This is a genomic window from Planococcus sp. APC 3900 (genome assembly GCF_030407735.1).
Lineage (GTDB): Bacteria > Bacillota > Bacilli > Bacillales_A > Planococcaceae > Planococcus > Planococcus notacanthi.
Window position 1 is genome coordinate 147,136 of sequence record NZ_JASDCT010000003.1, and the last position, 15,778, is coordinate 162,913.

A 15,778-nucleotide genomic window follows, 5' to 3' on the forward strand; every position below is an offset into this window, starting at 1 on the left:
ATTAAAGAAGTGAAGAATTAACTATAGGAGCGAGTGAAAAAACGAGGAGGCGTAAGTATGACACTGGAATACAACAATATTTTGGCAGCTGTGGACGGTTCACATGAAGCGGAACTGGCATTTAAAAAATCGATTGAGTTGGCTAAACGGCATAATGCCGTTCTCCATCTGCTTCACGTAGTAGATACCCGGGCCTACACTACGATGACGAAACACGTTCCGGATATTGATGATGAAGTCTTCGAGGATGGAAAAGAACTTCTTAGTAAATACAAAAAAGAAGCTGAAGCAGCTGGCATTCCGGAAGTGAATGTCTATATCACGCCGGGTTCTCCTAAAAAAGTCATTTCGCGTGATTATGCGAACCGTTTAGATGCAGACTTAATTGTATGCGGCGCCCAAGGCTTGAATGCATTTGAACATTATCTGATGGGAAGCGTATCGCAACATATTGTCAGCAGCAGTCCTTGCGATGTTTTAGTGGTTCGGGGCAATAAAAGAAGGAAATGAGAAGAAAATCGGAAATGAAGAAATGATATGAGCATGTATTCTTTATCATAATACTTTTCTATGCCCGGCTAACTTATCGTTTAAGTTAACCGGGCTTTTAGATCTGTGTATTTTCTTAACCGCAGATGCCTGAACGAATAGACCTGCTTTTAAGAATGCCAGAGATCGGCAATTTGTTGTGCCTGTTGTTGTGTCATCACTTGAAATGAATATTTCACAGATTCTCATCTTCTTTCGTCTAATTTGAAGTCCAATAGAATTCCCGATTCGGCATTTACTAGCCAAACACCAGACAAAGCCACATTTCTATTCCAATTCTTAATAATCAAAGGTGCGTGTCAACAAGAGGATAAATAAAGAAAAACACGAAATGTAGGATTACGATGCTCCATCCGATCAGTTTGCTTTGCATGTTTTGTACTGCTAAAAATGCAAGGGATCCCACGACGCCGCCTATCAAGAAGAACGGCGATGCACCAAAGTCGGTTAACCATTCAAGACCCAACCCGATCAAGAGACCGACAATGGCAAAAACAGCGAGCTGGCGCTTGTTGAAAACGCCTTTGTCTGAGAAGTAGCTAACGACGCCGATTGCAACTACCCCTCCGATATAGCCAAAAAATGTGGCTATATAGAGATATGAATAAAATCCATATAATGCGTCGCTTAAGCTGAAGTCCGAACCGAACAAAATCATAAATAAGAACATGACAGCGATAGAAGAAAGCACGGATGCAGAGGATCCTTTCAAGTAATTGAGTAACATCGATTTCTCCTTTTAATTACGGTTTTTATGTTTCAAATAACGAGATATCCTCGTTATGAGAACCGATATCTTTCTGAAATCATCTTCAAGGAAAATTCCTTTCTTTTTAAAAGAAATTTGAGAAGAACTTGCAATTGTTTCTTATTATATAGTATGCGCCATTGCTTACTGCTTATGTTAAAAATTATGCCGGTTTACCATAAAGACGATGTTAAAAATTCCTTCTCGGCAGTTTAGGTAATTCAAAAATTAATTTTTTTAATGCTTAGTTACAACTGGGCAGAAAGCGAAACTCTCAGAGAGATTCAATTTTAGAATTTGATTTCTTTAATTAGAGTATACTTTCTGTAGGGGGGATAAATATGGATGAAAAAGACTGGCTAATCATTACAACGGTATATGAAGAGAAAAATATCACTAAAGCGGCGAATAAACTGTTCACCTCTCAACCCGCCATTACTTATCGATTAAATCAATTGGAAGAAGAAGTCGGTGTTCGACTCATATGGCGCGACAAAAAGGGCATCAAGTTCACTCCTCAAGGCGAATACATTGTAAAGTACGCAAAAGAAATGCTTGTAAAGCTCCAACAGACAAAAGATCATTTGCTGAATACTACTGAAGAATCTGCTGGAATGATTCGCTTAGGCGTTTCCAGTAATTATGCCCGCTTCATCCTGCCTGATGTGTTAAAGGAGTTTTCCGAGAAATACAGCAACATCCAGTTCAAGGTTTTTACCGGCTGGAGCTATGAAGTGCTGAAGGAAATCGAGCAAGACAATATTGCACTTGGAATTGTGCGAGGCGATATCTACTGGCAGAACAATAAAGTTTTGTTGAATCGGGAAAGTTTGTGCATCATTTCAAAAGATCCTATTGATTTAACAGGCCTGCCCCAAGAACCACGCATCGTTTTCAAGACCGATCCCAAACTCCAGCAAATCATGGATAGCTGGTGGTACAGCAATTATTCACAACCTCCGGCTATTAATATGGAAATTGATAATATCGAAACGTGCACGAAGCTCGTCTCCAGAGGGTTGGGATACGCCATTGTACCCGAGCTGGCTGTGACGGATATGACGGACCTCCACAAGGTAGTTTTGAAAGATGGAAACGAACAGCCACTTAACCGGCCAACTTGGCTGATTTACAAAGAAACGGAAGTTTTATATCCTGCGGTCCAGAACTTCATCGACTTTTTGACACGTACCTATACTCCTGCTGAAGCGGAATCAGCAGATCGTTCAGTTGAATAATATAAATCCTTCTGAAAACGATAACCCCCTAGCTATATAGTAGCCAGGGGGTTATCGATGCGATTTTCTATACAGTTATCTTTGATTTTTTTGAACGGGATGCGGCTGTGGCTCCCGCAATTTTCCCGAATACGGCACCGGACATCAGCCCGGATCCACCAGGGTAGTTGTCGTAGAAAATACCACCAACCATTTCACCTGCTGCAAACAATCCATCAATCATCTCTCCGTTTTCACCCAATACTTCACCGTTCGGGTTCACATGCAGTCCTCCAAAGGAGAACGTTACGCCGCAAGTGACCGGATACGCATAGAACGGTCCCTGTTCAATTTTCAGTGCCCAATTCGATTTTGGCGGTGTGATGCCGGTAGTCCCTTTTCCATCTTTTTCATTCGGGCTGTATTCACCTTCTTGAACCGCTTCGTTGTATTGTTGGATCGTTTCTAAAAATTGTTTCTGGTCAACCGGCAATTGCGCAATCAATTCTTCAAGCGTATCCGCTTTGTATTCTGATGCCTCTTCCAGAACATATTCTTTACGCAGAAGCGGCTTTACTTGAGCGTCGAATATCTGGATTGCCATCTGTCCAGGTTGTTTCAAGATTTCTCGGCCATACTTGGCATAGGTGTAATTTCTTAAATCCGCTCCTTCATCAACAAAGCGCTTGCCTTCTTTGTTCAGCATAATTCCAAGCGGATATGAGTGTTTTTTGAAGATATCTCCCGGTTTAGTGAAGTCTCCGACCTTTGGGGCATTGTAATCTGTACCGATTGAATGACAGCCTGACCACTGGCCGAAAGTGGCTGCACCAGCTTCAATTGCCATAGAAAGTCCTTCACCAGTATTGAATTCCGTTCCTCTAACTATGGCTGCCTCCCATTCTTCCCCTAAATGTTCCATTCTCATTTTTTTATTGGCTTCAAATCCGCCACAAGCCAGCACCACAGAGTTTGTGTTGACTGTCAGCTCGTCGCCTTTTTGATTGATGAGGATCCCAGTAATTTGGCCTGCTTCTTTTTTCAACCTAACTGCCGCTGATTCGTACCAGACGTCGATTCCAAGTTTGCTGACACGCTCGTTCAATTGCTTGATCAGGCCAACCCCTTTGTCCGCTGTCTTTACCGGCAACCCGCCCCAGAAATGGCGTTTGCCGTCCTTTTCGAACGACTGATTATCATAAATCAATTCAAATGTTATATCGTTGTCTTTCATCCATGCAATTGTTTCATATGATTTTGAGACGAGTTGGCCTGCCAAACTTGGTTCGCTGCGGTTTCCGGTCACCCGCATGAGATCATTGTAATAATCTTCTTCGCTGTAATTCGGCATTTCAATCTTTTCCGCCTCTTCTTCTGTGATTGCAACTATCTCTTTTATGGAATCCAGCCCATTATAGGCAAATCGGATTGCTCCATCCGTGAAAAAGGAATTGCCTCCTCTTTTTTCTTTCGGACCTTTTTCCAGAACCAGGACATTCGCTCCCGATTCGTGTGCTGAAATTGCCGCACATAACGCCGCATTCCCCGCTCCTACAACCACTACATCATACCCATTCGTTTTCTCTGTCATTGTTATTCCTCCTTAATATTCTTCCTACTTTTATAATAGAGTCAAGTTGTCAGAAAATAAAATCGAAAATATCTATGTTTAATCATAAAATAATTATATCTTAATTTGTTTTTTTAATAGCATTTACTTATCTTTTAAAACCTCTTTTGAAAAACAAAGCAATTTTCTACACATCCAAACAGTTCTAAAGCTATAATGAAGTCATAGTCAGTCCGGCAAATCTAATCGAGGGTGGTATGAGTTTATGCATACTTTTCGGAAATATAAAAACTCACATTTACAAGTGCCCATAAATGCACCTTTACACTTTAATGAACAGACCCATGGAGAAGAAATGACTCTGTTGAAATCAAAATTGAAGGAAATCTTTTCAAAAGCGAAACAGCAACAGCGCGAGGTAGTTTTTTTGTGTATCGGTTCTGACCGTTATATCGGCGATTCTCTCGGCCCATTAATCGGCAGCATGATGCTGGAAAACGGGATTTCCCGTCCTGTGCATGGCACATTAGAGGAACCGGTTCATGCGTTTAATTTAAAACTTGCTTTAAAAGACATTCACAAGAAAAACGAAAATCCAATCTTGATTAGCATTGACGCCAGTCTTGGAACGAAAGAACAAGTCGGAGATGTCCTGTTCAAGGAAGGCCCTCTAGTTCCCGGAAAAGCCCTTAAGAAAATGCTTCCGGAAGTAGGAGATTATCATTTCCAAGGGATTGTCAACTACCTCGACCCATTTCCCAGCTCCCAATTTTTGAACGATACGCGACTCCACACAGTCATGAAACTGGCGAAGCTGATTACCCAAATTATTATAGACAGCGACAAAGAAGAGTAAAAAGTAAAAAAAGGATCCAGCCATGAATGGCTGGATCCTTTTTTTAGATTGCTCCGGTGATAAATGCCACTGCAATGATAGCGATGCAGCAGATAAAAGCCCATTTAAATGCAAATTTTTGAAGTTCACCAATATCTTTTTGAACCATTCCTGCAACCAATAGCGTGGATGCCACAAGCGGGCTCAAGAAGTGGATTGGCTGACCGAGTACGGAGGCCCGGGCAATTTCCAGCGGACTGACACCGTATGCGGCTCCTGCCTCTGCCAAGATCGGCAATACGCCGAAATAATAGGCATCATTCGAAAGTGCAAATGTAAATGGCATACTGGTAATTGCTACTATCAGCGGATAGTACGAACCAACTGAAGCTGGGATGATGGAAATCAAAGAATTTGAAATGGCATCAACCATCTCGGTTCCGGAAAAAATGCCGGAGAATATGCCGGCTGCAAAAACCAGAACTACGACAGTAATGGCATTTCCAGAATGGGCAAGAATTCGTTCTTTTTGAAGACTTAAATTAGGGTAATTAATGGTTGCTGCTATGACAAAACCGATTAGGAAACTGATTGGTGCTGGCAATAAGCCCATGATCAATATTGTCATAATTGTAACGGCCAATATCAAGTTGAGCCAGATTAGTTTCGGCCTTTTCAAATCGTTTTCCACAGCATGAGTAGCAGCTACCTGAAGCATGCTTTCTGAAGAGACTGGAACCTTTTCCACATTTATGATGCCAAGACGGGCACGTTCTTTTTTGCCCATGAGATAAGCTACTCCTAAAATACTGAGCATCCCTCCTAACATCGTAGGAAGTATGGGTATGAAGAATTCGTTGGCATCCAAACCAAGCGATGCGATGGCCCGTGTTGCCGGCCCTCCCCAGGGTGTCATGCCGCTAACGATACTTACAGATAATATAGAAATTGTCGCTAAAACCAAGGGATTCATGCCTAAGCGCAGATATAGCGCTAACATCGCTGAGATGGTAATCATATGGGTAGTCGTCCCATCGCCGTCCAAAGAAGCAATCATCGCAATTACGGCTGTCCCTACTGCAATCTTTACTGGATCCCCTTTAACAATTTTCATGACCTTGTTGATCAGTGGATCAAACAAGCCGGCATCGATTAAAATGCCGAAGAACAAAATCGCAAATAACAATAAAGCCGCGGAAGGAGCAACCTGTTTCAATCCTTCCATCATCATATCCCCTAGCCCTGACCAAAATCCACCTATCAGTGCAAAGACTATCGGAACCACTACTAATGCCGCAACTGGCGACATTTTTTTCGACATAATTAGATACGTAAATATAACAACCATCGATACTCCTAAAAATGTAAGAATAGTAATTCCCCCTTTTAATGTATTCGCTTACAATTATTCCAAAGCATAATACCCTTGGCCGTTTGCTTTTCGAATTAGTTATAAGAATATTTCATCTAATCAAATAAGTAAAATAGATAAATCTTATTAGAAATGAACAAAAAAACTTATAATCTAATCTCTAATTGTAAAATCAACAAACTTTTTAAAAGGAGGGGTGGGTATCAAGAAAGTTTGTGAATTTTTGAACAGTTGATAGTTTTAGGAATTCTTGATTGTACATTAACCAGGTGTCCCGCGTGACCGGTTCTCCGTTCTCGTAATACAGAGGGTATTTGTAAAGTTCATCGGAAGGTCGAAGGCAAATTTCCGGCAAAATAGCGATTCCTAAATCATTTTTAACCATTTCTTTGCAGGTTTCTTGTCTGTCTGTTTCCATAGTGACCATCGGTGGTTCGATATAACGGTTATGCCACCACTTGCTGATGATGTCTTTTAATGAACTATCCGTTTTGTAATTGATGAAAGGCAGTTCCGGCACTTTCTCCATATCCACTTCTTTTTTGGAGATTAAAAATAATTGCTCTGTCTGTAACAATGTTTTCGATCCCGTCCAATTGTAATCACCACGTAAAATTCCCAGATGGACGCCCGAAGAATTAAGCAACCCCATTACATCTGCACTCCATCCGGTGTTAACACTAAACTGGACATTGGGATAAATAGTCAAAAATTCCTTCAACAATGGAGGCAATTTGTATTGAGCGAAATTACTTGAAACGCCTAAACGGATTGTTCCCCGGATATCCTGCTGCATGTTTTGAAGGTAATCTTTCGTATTTTGAAGTTTTGTCGTCATTTCTTCAGCATAGTGCGCTAAATAGATTCCCTCAGATGTCAGTTCGATCCCTTTTTTCGTTTTAAAGAAAAGTTTTGTCCCTACTTCTTTCTCCAAGTTTTTTAAGCGGTACGTTAAAGCAGGTTGAGAAATATAGAGACGTTCTGAAGCTCGGCTGATATTTTTTTCCTCATATAAAACTTGCATGGCTTCCCAATCTTTTTCATCCATTTCAATCACTCCTTTGTGTTATAAGTTATTTTTATAGGATACTCATTAAAATATCTATTTCATTTATGATCTAAATTACCATATTCTATTTTTAGAAGCAATAGAATTTTCAGAAAGGTGGTTCATCTTATGAAAGTACCGATTGCCGTCATGCGCGGCGGAACTAGTAAAGGAATATTCATCAATTATAGTGAAATGCCGGAGGACCGTAAGCTTTGGGACAATTTCTTATTGGATATTATGGGAAGCCCTGACCAACGGCAAATTGATGGTCTTGGAGGAGGAAACTCCTTAACGAGCAAAGCTGCAATCATTAAGAAGTCGGAGATGAAAGAAATCGACGTGGAATATACCTTTGCACAAGTGAGTATCGAAAATCAGTTGGTCGATTTTAAGGGAAATTGCGGGAACATCTCTTCCGCGGTTGGTCCGTATGCCATAGAGCAAGGGCTGGTTGCAGCAGTGGAACCAGTGACTGTCGTAAGAATCTTTAATACGAATACACAGAAGGTAATCATCGCTGAAGTCGAAGTGGAGAATGGACAAGTAAAGTCAGACGGACAGTGCTCGATTCCTGGTGTTCCAGGGACTGGTTCACCCATCTATTTATCCTTTACAGATGCACAAGGCGCTGTTACTGGAAAACTGTTCCCAAGTGGAAATCCGATTGATTTGTTGGAAACGAAGAAAGGACTTCTTGAAGTATCCATCATTGACGTCGCCAATCCTTTGGTATTTGTGAAAGCACAAGATGTAGGCTTGACGGGATCTGAACTGCCACATGAATTTACAGTTGAAAAACTGGCAGAATTAGAAGAAATCCGTTCAGCTGCAGCTGAAATTTGTTTATTTTCAACCAAAGAAGAAGCTACTGTGAAATCACCTGCTGTTCCTAAACTCACAATTATCGCACCTCCAGAAAATTATCTGGATATTAACCATGTTGAAAGGAAAGCAGATGATATGGATTGCCGAATTCGAATGATGTCCATGCAAAAACCTCATCAGGCATTAGCAATCACTGGCGCTATTTGCACAACAGCAGGAGCGTTTTTAACAGATACCATTTTAAATGATGTTATCCAAGTCGAAAATACCGTGTTGCGCCTAGGCCATCCTTCAGGAATCATTGAAACGAAAGTAGATTTAATTGCTGGCCACATTGGGAATATAAAAGTCGTTCGCACCGCTAGATTAATTCTAGAAGGATATGTTTATACTAAAAACAGCTATAATAATATTAAAGCTTTAGCTTGATCAAACAACTTTGAAACCTTTGATACACCCATTTATCTGCTAATGAAGCCGAGATTCCGAAATCTAACCAAATGACGTGGAAACTAACAAAAAGGGAGCCAATTAAGGTTCCCTTTTTGTTAGTTTATTGACTCGTATACCGCATCTAGTTTCTCTTCAAACACAGTAAAGTTAGCCTCTTTCTCTTCCTCTGATAACATTCCTAATTCTCCGCCTATCAGCCCTGATATCTTTTGGAGTTCTGCTATTTCTCTACTCAATCCCAGCGCTTCCATTTGCTTAGCGTCAATCGTCCTAAGCGCAATAAAGGTGAGATTCTTTTCATAATTTTCGTCAGCGAAACCGCCTCCGTAGTTCCAATGAATCCACGCTGTTTCTATGTATTCTTCCCCATTAAACTCCTCTGTGTCTTCTTTGGAATAATCTTCTGGGATTCCCTCTTCTACCGCAGCAAGGTTCACCCAAGCGATGACAGTCGCCAAAGAAACAAGAATGACAAAAGGTGCTGCAAAAGCATATTTTCAGATTAGGGGCCATTTCCTTTTTGTTGATTATTGTTGGATTAATATTGATGTTTTCTAGTGTTGCATTTGGAACTTCTTTAGGGGAATCTTGGCTCATAAACCAAGAAAATAGTATCGCTGACACCAGCCAATACATGATGATTATCGAAACTTATACAAATACCTTTTTAATTTCCGGCAGTATTCTCTTTGCCGCGGGTTTCCTGACAGCTATACTTACATATTTCACATGCCTATTTTTCAGTACCAGAGAATCCAAAATAGCACCTGAAAATAATATAAACGGAACAATCAGCAACCAATAATAAAATATGATGTTTCTCAAAAATAGACCTTCCTCAAGTTACTTAATTAACCTTCTTATTAGATGAAAAAGAGCGCTAATCTTTATTGCTAGATTAGCGCCCGCTAACAAGATGTTTCATACTCCATTTACAACCAGATTATTCCGGCAAATTCAACTGCCAAGATACGCCGAACTGATCAACCAGCCATCCGAACTTTTTGCTGAAACCATAGTTATTTATAGGCATAAGTGCTTTGCCATTCTCCATCATTTTATTGTATAAGCTGTCAATTTCCTCTTCGGTATCACACGTAAGATAGATGGAAAAAGACGGGGTAAACGTAAAATCGTGGTCCACATGACTGTCAATGCACATGAATTCTTGCCCCTTTAACGAGAATACAGCTTGTATAACTGTTCCTTCTTCACCCGGCCCTTCAGCTCCGTATCGAGTGATGTTTTTAATTTCTGAATCCTCTATAAGGGATGTGTAGTAATTTATAGCTTCTTCCGCAATACCCCCTTGAAACATTAAAAATGGTTTTAAGCTCTTCATATTTAGCTCCCCTATCTTCACTTAAATTTTTTTGGAACCAGTCGGCATTTACTTCTGTGGCTCCAAGAAGCAAATCTGTGGAAAGATTCTACAAAATGAAAAGCCATACTCTCCATTTTCATGCAAATTCAGTACATCATCCGCTGAAGACTCTCAATTATTAATAATCCCACTTCACTGCTTTGAACGCCGCAGTACCGCCAGTTGCAAAAAAGCGAATATCCTGGCTTCTAATTTCCGGGAAAATCCGGGCGGTAAACGCTTCTTCTCCATCGTCCACGAAAATTTCTACCGATGAAGAATCAACAAACAAATGAAACCTGTGAACATCTCCCACAATTTGGCACTTCCTTACTGTTCCATACTTGCTTCCAATCACTTTGCCCGATAGTGTACGGTCCATTATAATTTTGCCCTGGGCTGCATCATATTTAATCACCGTTTTTTCTTCAGCACCAGCACGGAATTCTATGCCATATTCCAGGGCGTCTCTTTGTTCAAACTCACAGATAAGCTCATAAGTGACCCCTGAGATTCCCTCATACATTTTCTTTTCATCTGTAATTTCATCTTCTGCTTCGACTTTATTTTTCCGGAGTGACTGAAGTTCAGAAACCGGTTTTTGTATCAGTTTTCCGTCGCGAAGCGATAATTCTCTCATGATGGTCAAGCAGTTGGCCCATCCATTGATATCGCTGGGGTATTCGATTTCCGGCAACCCCATCCAAGCGACCATAAGACGTCTGCCGCTCGGATCCTTCATTGTATGCGGAGCATAAAAATCAAAACCGCGGTCAAGTTCACTAAAACTTCCGTGAGTCAATACCCGCCGTTTCAGATCAACCTTTTCACCCAGCACATAACCCGCCTGGTATATGTTTTGGTACAGATCCCCAATAGGATCAAGTCCCTGCGGAGAGAAAACCAGGATACCCTTATTTTCCATTTCAAAATAATCCGGGCATTCCCACATAAAACCGAAGTGGTCCAAGTTTGTGGCCAGCTCTCCTTCAAAATTCCATTCCAGCAAATCAGATGAACTTAATAAACAGACACAGCCTGTTTTATCGGTTCTTTGCGCGCCTATTACCGCATAAAACTTGTCGTCTTCTTTCCATAATTTCGGATCACGGAAATGCTCTGTATACCCCGCTGGGACTTTATCAAGAACTGATTTTTTCGATTTAATGATATTCCCGTCATCATCCATTAAGGCTATACACAGATAAGGATGCCTTTCAAGATTCTCATCTCGTGTATTGCCTGTGTACAACAAATATAAGTTTCCGTTATGCTCAACGGCACTTCCTGAATATGCGCCATGGCTGTCAAAATATTCATCCGGCTTAATCGCAATTCCGACATTCGTCCAGTTTACGAGGTCTGTTGATTTGGTATGATACCAATATTTCAAGCCATGAAAAGGCCCTAACGGATGCCATTGATAATACAAGTGATATTCACCATGATAAAAACAGAAACCGTTGGGATCATTGAGAAGCCCAGAAACGGGTTGGATATGAAACGTTTGCCGCCACGAACAGCTGTTAACCCTGACAATCAACTTATCTATATCTTCTTGGCTGACCTGGTCAATTCGAATATAACTTTTCCCCCGTGGTAGTTCCATCTGATGAATGCTCCTTTTAGTAAAACTTGAATGTAGCCTTGACCGAAAGCGCTTTCTTACTTAAATTATATTATGTCCAAGATTTATTATCAACGCCGTCTCCTTAGATGAACTAATATTCTGACAACATTATGGGCAGAATGTGTCTGCCGTTCTTTGAGTTGTCTAAATAAAAAAATCATATGATAATCAAGGTGTCATTATTAGTATATTCAAGCTTTAACAATTGCCTTGATTGGCGTAGGTTAGAGTGAACCGCCAAGACCAGCACCCGCAAAAAATGCTCTCATTTACTTCTATCATACAGAATTAAAGGAGCGGGTTGAACACGTCATCTCTTACTGCAACGATGAGTCTAACAAACAAAAATTGGCCAGCAAGAGTCCGGTACACTTCCGGGCTCACGCCAGCCAACTAACTATGTAACTGAAACTCCACCTTGAAGGGCCATTTCCTATTTGAGCTTCTTCTTTCTTTTATAAAATTAGATAGGCTTTTTGTCTTTTCCATTGAATGCTACGTCAAAATGAAAAAGATTCTCCATCATTTGGCACCAACACATTTGAAGACATGTCTTTTTCTTGAGCAAAGTTTTTCAGTTCTTCTCGAGATAATGTCCAGTGGTTGACCGCCTCCATGTGAACAGCAATTATCTTCGCTTTCGGGGCAGCTTTATGCACTTCGTAAACATCTTCTTTATTCATGACAAGTGAACCGCCTTGAAGGAATTGGTTGTCTCCTGCATTTACTATGATAATTTCCGGATTCTGGACAGCGATGGTTTTCTGTACTTCTTCATACCATACCGTGTCTCCAGCTACATAAAGGGTTTTTTCATCTTCATGCTTAAAGACAACGCCGCATACAAGGCCGGCCATCTTCAAGATCTCGCCTCTCCCATGTTCCCCTTTTGTTTTGATCAGTTGGATGCCTTCAAATACCGTATCTTCCTGAAGAACTTCGATGTTAGTAAAACCAGCACTTTCAATCTCGGTTTTGTCTTCTTCATTTTGCGTGAACAATTTCATGTCTTTCGGCAACGCATCTTTTGCTGCATCGTCCCAATGGTCCAAATGGGTATGCGTAACAATTGCGGCGTCTACTCCACCAATTACTTCATCAATGGATACGGGTAAGCTCTCGAGCGGATTTTTCTGGTCTTGCCTTGCTGAATTCGGAAAAGGCGGAAGCGTTCCTTTCTCTGATAAAAATGGATCTACTAAAAACTTTTTTCCTGCATAGTCTACAACCAAGGTTGCGTTACGAATGTGGCGGATGTTCATAATTCCAACTCCTTTTGTTTGGTGTTCAACCATTGTATACTATAGCCAATTCAAATTTATATAGATTAAATAAAGTCTTTTGCCGCTTTGACTTTACAAACGAAAGGAATTGAAAAAATCTTGGATCAAACGGATTTGCGAATTTTAGAAGAACTTTCTCAGAATAGCCGAATCACCATGAAAGAGTTAAGTGAAAAAGTTCATTTAAGCAGCCCCGCCACCTCTGCAAGGGTGTTGAAATTGGAAACTGCGGGCATAATTGAAGGATATACCATTAAAGTGAACCAGTTGAAGATGGGCTACTTTGTACATGCAATGATCAGTGTAATCATGAAAAGCAACCACCACGAGCCTTATCTTTCCTATATAAATGCACAAGCTCCTTTTGTCATTCAGAACTATAAAATCAGCGGAGACAGTTGCTACCTCCTGGAATGCAAATTTCCCTCCAACGAAAGACTGGATGAATTTTTGATAGGGTTGAGTGATTTTGTAAATTACAAGTTATCAATCATCATTAGTAAATAAATCCTACTAACCAAGACGCCGGTGTAATGAAACTTTCTTAACGGAATAAATAAAGATGATTGTAAAGTGATCTATCCACTGTACAACCATCTTTAAATTTCTTAATAACCCCTGGCAATTCCTTCCCCTTACATCTTTCGTTTTAATGGAATCCAGATTTCCGATACATAATCATCACTGTATGGATCTCCTTCAGGATAAACTTCCATCTCAGCGTTGCCTGCGTTCTCGTATTGATTGGATGGGAACCATTCTGAAAAAATTTGTTTCCATACTTTTTGAATGGCATCAGGCATAGCTCCCCGCACTTCGAAAACACCCCATTTAGCCGCTGGCACCTTCAGCTGCATAAAGCCTTCCGGTACTTGCTGTGAGCTTTCGGCAGCAATCCAATAGTCCATCGTCTTGCCATCCTGGTAGTCCGTACAGATACCCAACAAGCCGTCAATCTCTCCGTCTTTCAGTGCAGCAATCTCTTTACTCGTTCCATCTCCGTTTAACTCTATCCACATCTTTGATATGCCCGTCATGTTCTCTCCATCCCGTAATGAGAATTCTCGCTTCACCCCAATTGCCCGGAAGCTTTCCTTTTCCACAATGCGGTATTTCATCGGGTCCACTCCTTTCAAATTCACCTGGATTACCAGGCGGTTAAATGATTGCAGATCTCCAACATGCTTTCTGGCTTCACTCGGAGACACCCCGTGCTGCCGCCGAAACGCCTTTGAAAAAGCTTCAGGGGTATCATAGCCATACTTATAAGCGATATCGATAATCTTCTGGTCAGTGGCTGATAATTCCTGGGCAGCTAAAGTCAGACGCCTTCTGCGCAAATAGTCAGCTACTGAACAATCCGTCAAAATCGAAAATGTCCGCTGGAAATGAAACACAGAAGAATTTGCCTGCTTGGCAATCTGCTCAATCGTCACCGGTTCGTCGAGATGCTTTTCCATATAATCAATGGCACGCTGCAACGATTCGATCCATCCCATAACCATCCCCCCTTATCCTGATCATACCAAATGCCGTACGCGCCATCCTGTCCGTTTGTGCTCACTATGGACAGATGAAACAATTGCTTCCCCCTTATTTAATAGGATTAATGATAAAAGAAAAATGTTCGTGATAGTCTATTTGTAAAGAGAAAAAGGAAGCGCAGTGCTGATTAGCATTGCTCTTCCTTTTGCCTTTTTCCAGTAGCATGATGGCTTTTTCCTCCTTATTCCCACCAGCCGCTAACAGGAAGCGACAGGCTTTCCTTCAATTGAAGCGTATCTCCTATTTTCGGCGTCAAGAGCTTCACCTCTTTGGCTTCCGCTTCTTTTACTGCCCGTTCTATCGGATCCGACCAACTGTGCCGCGCAAGAGTAAATGCTCCCCAGTGCATCAACATCATGTTTTCGGACTTCAAATCGATACTGGCCTGTACCGATTCTTCCGGCTGCATATGCGAATCTGGCCAGCGGCTATCGTATTGGCCACCCTCAATTAAAGCGATATCAAAAGGCCCGTATTTATTTCCGATTTCTTTGAAATGTGCATCATACCCACCATCGCCACTGGTATAGAAACGGGTTTTGTTTCCGATAATCACCCACCCGCCCCAAAGCGTGGAATTTTGATTTAAGATTCCTCTTCCAGAGAAATGTTTGGCTGGAGCCAAGGCAATCGTCAATCCTTGGAACTCAGTTTCATCCCACCAATTCAATTCCGTAATCTTGTCTTCTTCAACGCCCCATTTCACCAAATGATTGCCGACTCCATAAGGAACAAAGAAATGGGCAACCTTGCTCTTAAGTCGTTTGATGGACTGATAATCTAAATGGTCATAATGGTCATGCGTGATAAAGACGGCATCGATAGGAGGCATCTCTTCGATCGTATCCAACAGATCATCACTATAGCGCTTTGGCCCGATAAAAGAAACAGGTGAAGCTACCGGCCCGAGCATGGGATCAATTAAAATTTTCTTATTATCGAGACTCAGGATAAAAGCAGAATGCCCCAACCAAGTCAGGCTGTCTTCTTCAGCATTGATTTGGTCCCAATCGATTTCCGATAGAGGAATTTGGCCGGTTGGGCTCCTTTCATCACTGGCTGAGTTGGGCTCTTGTTTTGTGATGGGACTGCCAGCAGCCACGATTTCCGATGGCAGATTAATGAATTTGCCTTCTTCATAATTCGCAAAGGTTTCATAAACTTCTTTTTGTTCCTTGCTTGGATTGCTCCCAAAAGTCGGATAGATATTGGTAAACACTAAAATCCCCACCCCTAAGCCAACGATCAGCATCACTAAATAAAACAGTATTTTCGTTAGCTTTCTTTTTTTGCTTATTAATGCATCCTGTCCTTTTTGTTTCGTTATTGTTCGATGG

The 15,778-nt window shown here is 41.2% G+C and carries 16 protein-coding genes; 6 read left to right on the forward strand and 10 right to left on the reverse strand.

What is annotated here, in order from left to right:
- The first annotated feature begins 57 nt into the window (after positions 1 to 57).
- Positions 58 to 510, forward strand: coding sequence for a universal stress protein (locus QMA04_RS07575; protein ID WP_203339915.1), 453 nt, complete (start codon positions 58 to 60; stop codon positions 508 to 510).
- A 325-nt stretch (positions 511 to 835) separates the two neighbouring features.
- Here the strand turns inward: QMA04_RS07575 and QMA04_RS07580 are convergent, their stop codons facing one another.
- The gene (locus QMA04_RS07580) at positions 836 to 1,276 is read right to left on the reverse strand and encodes a hypothetical protein (protein ID WP_290184920.1); all 441 of its coding nucleotides are present in this window, start codon (positions 1,274 to 1,276) and stop codon (positions 836 to 838) included.
- A 362-nt stretch (positions 1,277 to 1,638) separates the two neighbouring features.
- On the opposite strand from QMA04_RS07580, the gene QMA04_RS07585 reads away from it, so the two are divergent.
- Complete coding sequence (locus tag QMA04_RS07585; protein WP_191715754.1) at positions 1,639 to 2,535, forward strand: LysR family transcriptional regulator; 897 nt, start codon at positions 1,639 to 1,641, stop codon at positions 2,533 to 2,535.
- A gap of 67 nt (positions 2,536 to 2,602) precedes the next feature.
- Here QMA04_RS07585 and tcuA read toward each other — a convergent pair whose 3' ends face one another.
- Positions 2,603 to 4,105, reverse strand: coding sequence for an FAD-dependent tricarballylate dehydrogenase TcuA (gene tcuA / locus QMA04_RS07590; protein WP_191715755.1), 1,503 nt, complete (start codon positions 4,103 to 4,105; stop codon positions 2,603 to 2,605).
- 334 nt (positions 4,106 to 4,439) lie between these two features.
- Between tcuA and yyaC the strand changes: the two genes are divergently transcribed.
- The gene (yyaC, locus tag QMA04_RS07595) at positions 4,440 to 4,940 is read left to right on the forward strand and encodes a spore protease YyaC (protein WP_191715756.1); all 501 of its coding nucleotides are present in this window, start codon (positions 4,440 to 4,442) and stop codon (positions 4,938 to 4,940) included.
- Positions 4,941 to 4,983: 43 nt separating this feature from the next.
- Here yyaC and QMA04_RS07600 read toward each other — a convergent pair whose 3' ends face one another.
- Both QMA04_RS07600 and QMA04_RS07605 read right to left on the reverse strand, forming a co-directional pair.
- On the reverse strand, positions 4,984 to 6,291 hold the full coding sequence (locus QMA04_RS07600) for a CitMHS family transporter (protein ID WP_290185243.1): 1,308 nt from the start codon (positions 6,289 to 6,291) through the stop codon (positions 4,984 to 4,986).
- Between the two features lie 184 nt (positions 6,292 to 6,475).
- On the reverse strand, positions 6,476 to 7,339 hold the full coding sequence (locus QMA04_RS07605) for a LysR family transcriptional regulator (RefSeq protein WP_191715757.1): 864 nt from the start codon (positions 7,337 to 7,339) through the stop codon (positions 6,476 to 6,478).
- 129 nt (positions 7,340 to 7,468) lie between these two features.
- On the opposite strand from QMA04_RS07605, the gene QMA04_RS07610 reads away from it, so the two are divergent.
- The gene (locus QMA04_RS07610; protein ID WP_191715758.1) at positions 7,469 to 8,596 is read left to right on the forward strand and encodes a 2-methylaconitate cis-trans isomerase PrpF family protein; all 1,128 of its coding nucleotides are present in this window, start codon (positions 7,469 to 7,471) and stop codon (positions 8,594 to 8,596) included.
- A gap of 119 nt (positions 8,597 to 8,715) precedes the next feature.
- Here the strand turns inward: QMA04_RS07610 and QMA04_RS07615 are convergent, their stop codons facing one another.
- Entirely contained in the window at positions 8,716 to 9,057 is a 342-nt protein-coding gene (locus QMA04_RS07615; RefSeq protein ID WP_290184924.1) for a hypothetical protein, read from the reverse strand.
- Positions 9,058 to 9,140: 83 nt separating this feature from the next.
- Between QMA04_RS07615 and QMA04_RS07620 the strand changes: the two genes are divergently transcribed.
- On the forward strand, positions 9,141 to 9,425 hold the full coding sequence (locus QMA04_RS07620) for a hypothetical protein (protein ID WP_290184926.1): 285 nt from the start codon (positions 9,141 to 9,143) through the stop codon (positions 9,423 to 9,425).
- A 138-nt stretch (positions 9,426 to 9,563) separates the two neighbouring features.
- Here the strand turns inward: QMA04_RS07620 and QMA04_RS07625 are convergent, their stop codons facing one another.
- The 3 genes from QMA04_RS07625 to QMA04_RS07635 all read right to left on the reverse strand — a co-directional run bounded on the left by QMA04_RS07625 (position 9,564) and on the right by QMA04_RS07635 (position 12,875).
- Positions 9,564 to 9,962, reverse strand: coding sequence for a VOC family protein (locus QMA04_RS07625; protein WP_290184928.1), 399 nt, complete (start codon positions 9,960 to 9,962; stop codon positions 9,564 to 9,566).
- A 160-nt stretch (positions 9,963 to 10,122) separates the two neighbouring features.
- Positions 10,123 to 11,592, reverse strand: a complete 1,470-nt coding sequence (locus QMA04_RS07630; RefSeq protein ID WP_290184930.1) for a glycoside hydrolase family 32 protein — start codon at positions 11,590 to 11,592, stop codon at positions 10,123 to 10,125.
- A 521-nt stretch (positions 11,593 to 12,113) separates the two neighbouring features.
- Positions 12,114 to 12,875, reverse strand: coding sequence for an MBL fold metallo-hydrolase (locus QMA04_RS07635; RefSeq protein WP_290184931.1), 762 nt, complete (start codon positions 12,873 to 12,875; stop codon positions 12,114 to 12,116).
- Positions 12,876 to 12,992: 117 nt separating this feature from the next.
- On the opposite strand from QMA04_RS07635, the gene QMA04_RS07640 reads away from it, so the two are divergent.
- Positions 12,993 to 13,403 (forward strand): Lrp/AsnC family transcriptional regulator, encoded by a 411-nt coding sequence (locus tag QMA04_RS07640; protein WP_290185244.1) that lies wholly within the window; start codon positions 12,993 to 12,995, stop codon positions 13,401 to 13,403.
- A 128-nt stretch (positions 13,404 to 13,531) separates the two neighbouring features.
- Here the strand turns inward: QMA04_RS07640 and QMA04_RS07645 are convergent, their stop codons facing one another.
- Together QMA04_RS07645 and QMA04_RS07650 are read right to left on the reverse strand one after the other, a co-directional pair.
- On the reverse strand, positions 13,532 to 14,395 hold the full coding sequence (locus QMA04_RS07645; protein WP_290184933.1) for an AraC family transcriptional regulator: 864 nt from the start codon (positions 14,393 to 14,395) through the stop codon (positions 13,532 to 13,534).
- Positions 14,396 to 14,622: 227 nt separating this feature from the next.
- Positions 14,623 to 15,708 (reverse strand): MBL fold metallo-hydrolase, encoded by a 1,086-nt coding sequence (locus QMA04_RS07650; RefSeq protein WP_290185245.1) that lies wholly within the window; start codon positions 15,706 to 15,708, stop codon positions 14,623 to 14,625.
- Positions 15,709 to 15,778 lie beyond the last annotated feature (70 nt).